This is a genomic window from Vibrio sp. 1CM2L, assembly GCF_023161695.1.
In the GTDB taxonomy this organism is placed as follows: Bacteria; Pseudomonadota; Gammaproteobacteria; order Enterobacterales; family Vibrionaceae; genus Vibrio; species Vibrio coralliirubri.
The window spans coordinates 282,253-289,866 of sequence record NZ_JALNTT010000005.1 but is presented as its reverse complement, the minus strand read 5'-3'; the positions used below and the strand labels follow the sequence as shown (position 1 = coordinate 289,866).

The window sequence follows — 7,614 nt, the reverse complement described above, 5'->3', positions numbered from 1 at the left end:
ATCTAACGATAAAACGTTTTGATATTCATCAACGAGTGCCCACACAGATTGATAGGTTTAAATTGTTAAAGAGCTTTACTTGTTGAGCGTTCCTTTTAGCAAGGAGCCTCTCGAAGTGGACGGTCATTCTAGCGGATTGGATTCCAGTGTCAAACACTTTTTCCAGCTAATTTTTCAAAGCATCTTAAATGCTTATCACCGTCTTGTTACTCAGTTCAAACCACTTGGTTATCCTTGGCAACGGAGGCGCATTATAGAGAGAATAATCCTTTGCACAAGGCTAAAAACGAAAAAAAGCCGCCACCGGCGACCGTTCGAACACTATTCACACAAAGCGTTCAAAATAGGTACGATTAAGCCTTAATTTCGGCCAATCGTACCTACAGTTCTTATTTCAACTATTGGTGAGCAATAATGCGGTCGTTGTTTACTAATAGCTGTACTTTCTTATCTGGATTAATTTTTCCTGCCAATATAGCTTTCGCTAACGGGTTCTCGACACTTTGTTGGATCGCTCTTTTCAAAGGTCTCGCACCATATACTGGATCAAAACCAACTTGAGAAATCAACTTGAGTGCTTTATCCGAGACTTCAAGCTCATAACCATTGTCTTCCATGCGCTTCTTAAGGTGCTCAAGCTGAATAGCGGCTATCGACTGAATGTGCTCTTGACCCAATGGATGGAACACCACGCTTTCATCAACTCGGTTCAAAAACTCAGGACGGAAATGTTTACCTACCACTTCCATCACTTCATTCTTTATTCCTTGGTAGTCGAGCGTATTGAAGTTCTCTTGAATTCTCGAAGAGCCAAGGTTGGATGTCATGATCACTACTGTGTTTCTAAAATCGACTGTACGACCTTGTCCATCAGTTAAGCGTCCATCATCAAGCACCTGCAATAAGATATTGAAAACATCTGGATGCGCTTTCTCTACTTCATCGAGCAAAATCACTGAGTAAGGCTTGCGACGTACCGCTTCTGTTAAGTAGCCACCTTCTTCATATCCAACGTAACCCGGAGGAGCACCAACTAAACGAGCAACAGAGTGTTTTTCCATAAACTCAGACATGTCGATACGCACCATTGCATCGTCACTATCAAACATGAAGTTCGCGAGTGTTTTACACAACTCAGTTTTACCAACGCCGGTTGGGCCAAGGAATAAAAAAGAGCCAATCGGCTTGTTAGGATCAGATAAACCAGCACGGCTACGACGAATCGCGTTCGATACCACTTCGACTGCTTCCGCTTGGCCAATCACACGGTTATGTAGAACACCTTCCATTTTAAGAAGCTTCTCTTTCTCAGCTTCTAGCATTTTAGAAACAGGGATACCTGTTTGCTTCGATAGCACATCTGCAATTTCTGCATCCGTGACCTTATTACGCAGCAGCGTCATTTCTTGCATTTCAGCTTGAGTAGCAAGATCTAACTGCTTCTCTAATTCTGGGATTCGACCGTATTGCAATTCAGACATTCGGTTAAGATCACCAGCACGTCTCGCAAAATCCATATCCATACGAGCTTGTTCTAGCTCTGACTTGATGTGTTGCGTGCCTGAAAGCGCGGCTTTCTCTGCATTCCATACTTCTTCAAGCTCTGCGAAATCTCGTTCTTTGTCAGAAAGCTCTTCTTGTAATGTTCGAAGGCGTTTTTCACTGGCTTCGTCATTCTCATTAGTAAGAGCTTGCTGCTCGATCTTCAATTGAATGATCTTACGCTCGAGCTTATCTAGCGACTCAGGTTTTGAGTCGATCTGCATACGGATACTCGAAGCCGCTTCATCAATCAGATCAATCGCCTTATCCGGCAATTGGCGATCAGAAACATATCGATGGGATAAGGTTGCCGCCGCGACAATCGCAGGGTCGGTAATTTCTACATGATGGTGAAGTTCATAGCGCTCTTTCAAACCACGAAGAATAGCAACCGTGTCTTCCACAGTTGGCTCATCGACTATCACTTTTTGGAATCGACGCTCTAACGCAGGATCTTTCTCTATATACTGGCGATATTCATCGAGTGTGGTTGCACCTACACAGTGAAGTTCACCACGAGCCAATGCTGGTTTCAGCATATTACCCGCATCCATAGAACCTTCGCCTTTGCCCGCACCTACCATGGTGTGAATTTCATCGATGAAGAGAATGATGTTGCCCTCTTCTTTCGACAATTCGTTAAGAACTGATTTTAAACGTTCTTCAAATTCACCACGATATTTAGCGCCGGCAATCAAAGAGCCCATATCTAACGAAAGTACACGTCGGCCTCTCAAACCTTCAGGAACTTCATTGTTGATAATACGCTGAGCTAAACCTTCAACTATCGCTGTTTTACCGACACCTGGTTCACCGATAATGACAGGGTTGTTCTTGGTACGGCGTTGAAGTACTTGGATCGTGCGACGGATTTCGTCGTCTCGGCCAATTACCGGATCCAGCTTGCCTTGCTCTGCTCTTTCAGTCAGATCAATGGTGAACTTCTCGAGTGCTTGGCGTCTATCTTCCGCATTAGGGTCATCGACCTTCTGACCACCGCGAACTTGTTCAATAGCTTGAGATAATTTTTGCTCGGTAAGACCTAGTTCTTTAAGTAGGTTTCCTAAAGGACCTTTGTCTTCAATAGCAGCCAGTAGGAATACTTCTGAAGATATATAACTGTCTTGACGCTTTTGCGCGACCTTATCACATAGGTTAAACAACGTTCCCATCGCATTCGATAGCTGAACGTCACCACCGATGCCACTTACTTTAGGCACTCGATCTAATATTTCGCTCAATTTAGAACGCAATTGAACCACATCAATATTCAGCATGGTGAGCAATGGACGAATTGCACTACCATCTTGATTAAGCAAAGACACCATTAGGTGTACAGGTTCTATATATTGGTGATCACGACCTAATGCGAGCGACTGAGCATCAGATATCGCAATTTGGAATTTACTAGTGAATCGATCGAGACGCATGCCAACCTTCCTACTCTTAGATATGTTTATCTTATGGTTAGAAGATGGATACGGTAACGCGGATTTTCAAGGGATAAGAATGAAGAATAGAGCTGATATAAAAATATAAATGAACTGGATGACTAGTTGCACTAGCTAAAGGTTACTCTAACCAAATAAAAGTAGCTTGGCGCCCAGTAATACCATCACGACGATAAGAATAGAACGCATCCGCATCAGCGAAGGTACATAGATTGGAGTCTGTAACAGAAGTGACACCAACTTTGTTCAGTCGTTGCGTTGCAAGCTGAGACATATTCGCTAGCCATTTGCCTGGTTCAGCTTTGGCTTCAAATGCTAATTTCGCTTGAGGGTCAAAACGAACAAAAGCTTCCAGCACATCATCGCCTACTTCAAAGGCTTGTTTGCCTATTGCAGGACCAAGCCAAGCAATGAGCTTATTCTCTGAATCTAGGTTTGAAAACTTTGCGACGGCATTTTCAAGAATTCCACCAGCAAGACCACGCCAACCAGCATGAACTGCAGCAACTTGAGTGCCTTTGATATCAGTAAGGATTACAGGTAAGCAATCGGCTGTCATCGCAGAACAGACAACACCTTTAGCTGTGGTAAATGCACCGTCAGCATCAAGAATATCTGCCGTAGGGTGTAAAACCGTAACGACATCTGTTGAGTGAGTTTGATTTAGCCATACCGGAGCTGCAGGCATATTAGCGTGTTGCTTGAGCCAGGCTCTGTTGTTTTCAACAAGCGAAGCATCATCCCCAACATGCGTACCTAGGTTTAATCCTTGATACGCACCAGTAGAAAAACCATCAAAACGTGTCGAAGCAAATGCTTTCACGTTTTTTGGTGCATTCCAGTTAGGGATGATCATCGACATGATTAAATGTCGTCTTCCAAGTTTTCGCGCGCATCAACACGTAACGCTTCAGCCATCACAACCATGTCATTTGGCACAGGAGCGTGGAACTCAACTTCTTCACCTGTAATTGGGTGAACAAATTTAAGCATAACGGCGTGCAGTGCTTGGCGATCAAAAGAACGAATCATTGTTGTTAGTTCTTCAGATGCACCTTTTGGAATACGAGCACGGCCACCGTATGCAACGTCACCTAGCAGCGGGTGCTGAAGGTATGACATATGAACACGGATTTGGTGAGTACGACCCGTTTCTAGGCGTAGACGAATACGAGTATGTTCGCGGAAGTGCTCAGCAACACGGTAGTGAGTTACCGCTGGCTTTCCTAATTCATTTACGTCCATTAGAGTACGCTTAGTTGCGTGACGGCTAATGCCTTTCTCTACCACACCACCAGCGGTCATTTTGCCAATTGCAATTGCTTCATATTCACGAGTAATACGACGCTTAGCAAGAGCACGCACAAGACGAGTTTGAGCTGGAACCGTTTTAGCCACAACCATAAGACCTGTTGTGTCTTTATCAAGACGGTGCACAATACCTGCACGAGGCACTTCTGCAATCTGTGGGTAATGGAAAAGCAATGCGTTTAGTATGGTTCCATCCGGTGTGCCTGCGCCTGGGTGTACAACCAGATCGCGAGGCTTATTGATAACCAATAAGTCATCATCTTCGTAGACAATGTCTAGAGGAATATCTTGTGCTTCCCAGCGCTCTTCATCTGCAAGTTCAGCTTGCAAGATGATCTCTTCACCGCCCAAAACCTTAACGCGTGGCTTAGTAATAACTTCGCCATCCACTTGGATTTTGCCGTCAAGAAGCCACTCTTTAATGCGAGAGCGAGAAAAATCGGTAAATAGTTCAGCGACAGCTTGGTCTAAACGTTGACCTAACTGGCTGCTTTTTACTGTGTCTGTTAATGTGATCTGCTGAGCCATATCGAACTTTTTTAAAAACCGTGAGACTAATACCCATTAGTATGGATAAAATAGAATAATTGCATCATTGTATCTGTTACTGGTTAGAAAGTAACGGAAGCTTACGAAATATTTAATTCAAGGAATCGACGCCTGACATGAAACACCTTACTTTATCGGGTCTATTAGCCGTATCACTCTTGGTTGGTTGTTCAAGTAGTGAAGAGATAGTGCCAGATGTACCACCATCGGTTCTCTACTCTGAAGCTCAAGAATCACTGCAGAGCGGTAGCTGGCTTTCAGCAATAGAAAAGCTAGAAGCCCTAGACTCACGTTACCCATTCGGCGCCTATTCTGAGCAAGTACAGCTCGATCTGATTTACGCTTACTACAAAAATGATGACTTGGCACTTGGCCTCGCTACCATCTCACGTTTCCTACGTTTGAACCCAACGCATGAGAAACAAGATTGGGTTCTTTACATGCGCGGCTTAACGCACATGGCGCAAGACCGAAACTTCATGCACGATATTTTTAATATCGACCGTAGTGACCGAGACCCAGAACCAGTGAAGCTAGCGTTTGCTGATTTCAAACGACTGTTAGAACGTTTCCCTGCAAGCCCATACGCTGAAGATGCACAAAAACGCATGTTCGCACTGAAAAACCGCCTAGCGGAGTATGACTTAGCAACGGCTGATTTCTACCTACGCCGCGAAGCTTGGATTGCTGCGATCAACAGAACGCAAGAGCTGCAAAAAACTTACCCAGACACCATTGCTGCGCGTAAGTCTTTAGATATCCAGCTAAAAGCTTATCAACAACTCGGCCTAGATGACGCTGTGTTAAGAACAGAAAAGTTGATTGAGTTAAACCCACTACCTTAATCAAACTTCTTACATCTCAATCCAAAAAGCGCGCTAATTTACTAGCGCGCTTTTTTTCATCTACATATCGCAAACTTGATGGATCGCATAATACACGGTATCTTCAAAAGATAACTTTTAACAAAACATCAACATGGAGTGTGGATGTGAGTAGGTTGTTATTATTTATCTGGATATCGCTATTTAGCCACTTATCCTACGCATTAGAACTGTCCCCATTAAGCAATAAGCCTTACATGGGTGACTTGGATGTGCTCAAAACCAAAGGAACGGTTAGAGTGCTCGTATCTGCCGATCTTGGTTTCTATTACATCGAGGATGGCAAGCCAAAAGGCATCGTGGCAGAAATGCTCTACCACTTTGAGAAAAGCCTTCGTAAGAAACATCCCTATCTCAATGTTCAAATCATCCCCGTGCAACGAGATGATCTACTTCCCTCTCTAGAGTCTGGCTATGGTGATGTCGCTGTCGCTAACCTAACGATCACCGACAAACGACTACGAACCATCGATTTTTCAGATCCGATGATTAAAGATGGTAAAGAACTCATTATCACAGGGAAAAAAGCCGAACCTATCACCGAAATCAAGCAATTGAGCGGCAAAGAGGTGTGGATACGAGCAAGCTCGAGTTACTTCGAGAGTGTACAAAGAGTCAATAAAGAGCTTAACGAACTAGGTTTACCGCCACTGCATGTCCACTTCATCGAGGAGTCACTACAAGACTACGAGCTGATAGAACTGGTTAACCAAGGTTATATACAAGGCACAATTCTGGATAACCATAAAGCCAAGCTCTGGATCGATGTAATGGAAAACATTCAAGTCCATAACGACTTACCTTTGCGAGAAAATGGTCGTATTGCTTGGGCGTTAAGAAAAGACAGCCCTCAACTGAAGAAAGAGATAAACAAATACGTCAAGACCGCACGAACAGGCACCCTGCTTGGAAACGTCATCTACCAGAAATACATCGACAATACTCGCTGGTTAGGCCGAGCACTCAACCCCAATAAAGTAGATCGAGTGGCTAAACTCTCAGATGTCTTTGAAAAGTATTCGAGCAAGTATGAATTTGATCCTTTGATGATGTCAGCTCAAGGTTTCCAAGAATCAGGACTGGATCAGAGCCGGGTTTCTCATCGCGGGGCTATTGGTGTGATGCAGGTATTACCGAGTACCGCCAAAGATAAAAACGTCAACATCAAGAACATCCATAAGGTGGATAACAACATCCATGCGGGTGTGAAGTATATGCGCTTTATCAAAGACCGATATTTTAACGACCCAGCAATATCACCGGACAATCAAATCTACTTCACTTTGGCTTCTTACAACGCAGGCCCCGCTAAGATCAGAAAGATGAGGCGCATTGCCAAGCAGAAAGGTTACAACCCAAACATCTGGTTTAAAAACGTAGAAATCATCACTCGCAAATACGTGAGTAAAGAACCCGTAACCTATGTTGCCAACATCAATCGTTACTTCGTAATCTATAAACAATTACAAGCTATCAATGCTATCCGAGAGGACGGCACAGCGAGATTACTGAACACTAACGATTAGGATCGCCTCAAGCCCAGAGCTGGGGAGCCAAAGGTATTAGGTAAAGCTAAAAAACACAAAAGCCGCGTAAGAATACTTATGCGGCTTTTGTTTATCTAATTCTGAAGAAGCTTACGTAGCGATCTAGATCGCGAGAGCTATATCACAAAACACTATTGAGTAAATTTCAATCAAGCACTTTCCATAGGCTGTAGGGCGCCCCTAAAAACTGATTTAATTTTTAGCGAAGCCTTGCCTCCAAGTTATCGTTTTTCATAAGGATAACAAGCATTTTTCGCCAAAAAGATACTAAGACTTGCGTAAGATCACATTTGATTTTAATGCTTATCCCACCCAACCAAAACAAGATCT

At 43.7% G+C, this 7,614-nt stretch carries 5 protein-coding genes; 2 read left to right on the top strand and 3 right to left on the bottom strand.

Annotated features, from left to right (window positions below):
- Positions 1 to 398 precede the first annotated feature (398 nt).
- The 3 genes from clpB to rluD form a co-directional block, all read right to left on the bottom strand.
- The gene (gene clpB / locus MSG34_RS18145) at positions 399 to 2,972 is read right to left on the bottom strand and encodes an ATP-dependent chaperone ClpB (protein ID WP_048615048.1); all 2,574 of its coding nucleotides are present in this window, start codon (positions 2,970 to 2,972) and stop codon (positions 399 to 401) included.
- Positions 2,973 to 3,114: 142 nt separating this feature from the next.
- Entirely contained in the window at positions 3,115 to 3,855 is a 741-nt protein-coding gene (pgeF, locus tag MSG34_RS18140; RefSeq protein ID WP_248338871.1) for a peptidoglycan editing factor PgeF, read from the bottom strand.
- 2 nt (positions 3,856 to 3,857) lie between these two features.
- Positions 3,858 to 4,832, bottom strand: coding sequence for a 23S rRNA pseudouridine(1911/1915/1917) synthase RluD (gene rluD / locus MSG34_RS18135; protein ID WP_017056156.1), 975 nt, complete (start codon positions 4,830 to 4,832; stop codon positions 3,858 to 3,860).
- A gap of 137 nt (positions 4,833 to 4,969) precedes the next feature.
- Here rluD and MSG34_RS18130 point away from each other — a divergent pair, with 137 nt between their 5' ends.
- Both MSG34_RS18130 and MSG34_RS18125 read left to right on the top strand, forming a co-directional pair.
- Complete coding sequence (locus MSG34_RS18130; protein WP_248338869.1) at positions 4,970 to 5,698, top strand: outer membrane protein assembly factor BamD; 729 nt, start codon at positions 4,970 to 4,972, stop codon at positions 5,696 to 5,698.
- 140 nt (positions 5,699 to 5,838) lie between these two features.
- The gene (locus MSG34_RS18125; protein ID WP_348983366.1) at positions 5,839 to 7,263 is read left to right on the top strand and encodes a lytic transglycosylase F; all 1,425 of its coding nucleotides are present in this window, start codon (positions 5,839 to 5,841) and stop codon (positions 7,261 to 7,263) included.
- Positions 7,264 to 7,614: the final 351 nt, after the last annotated feature.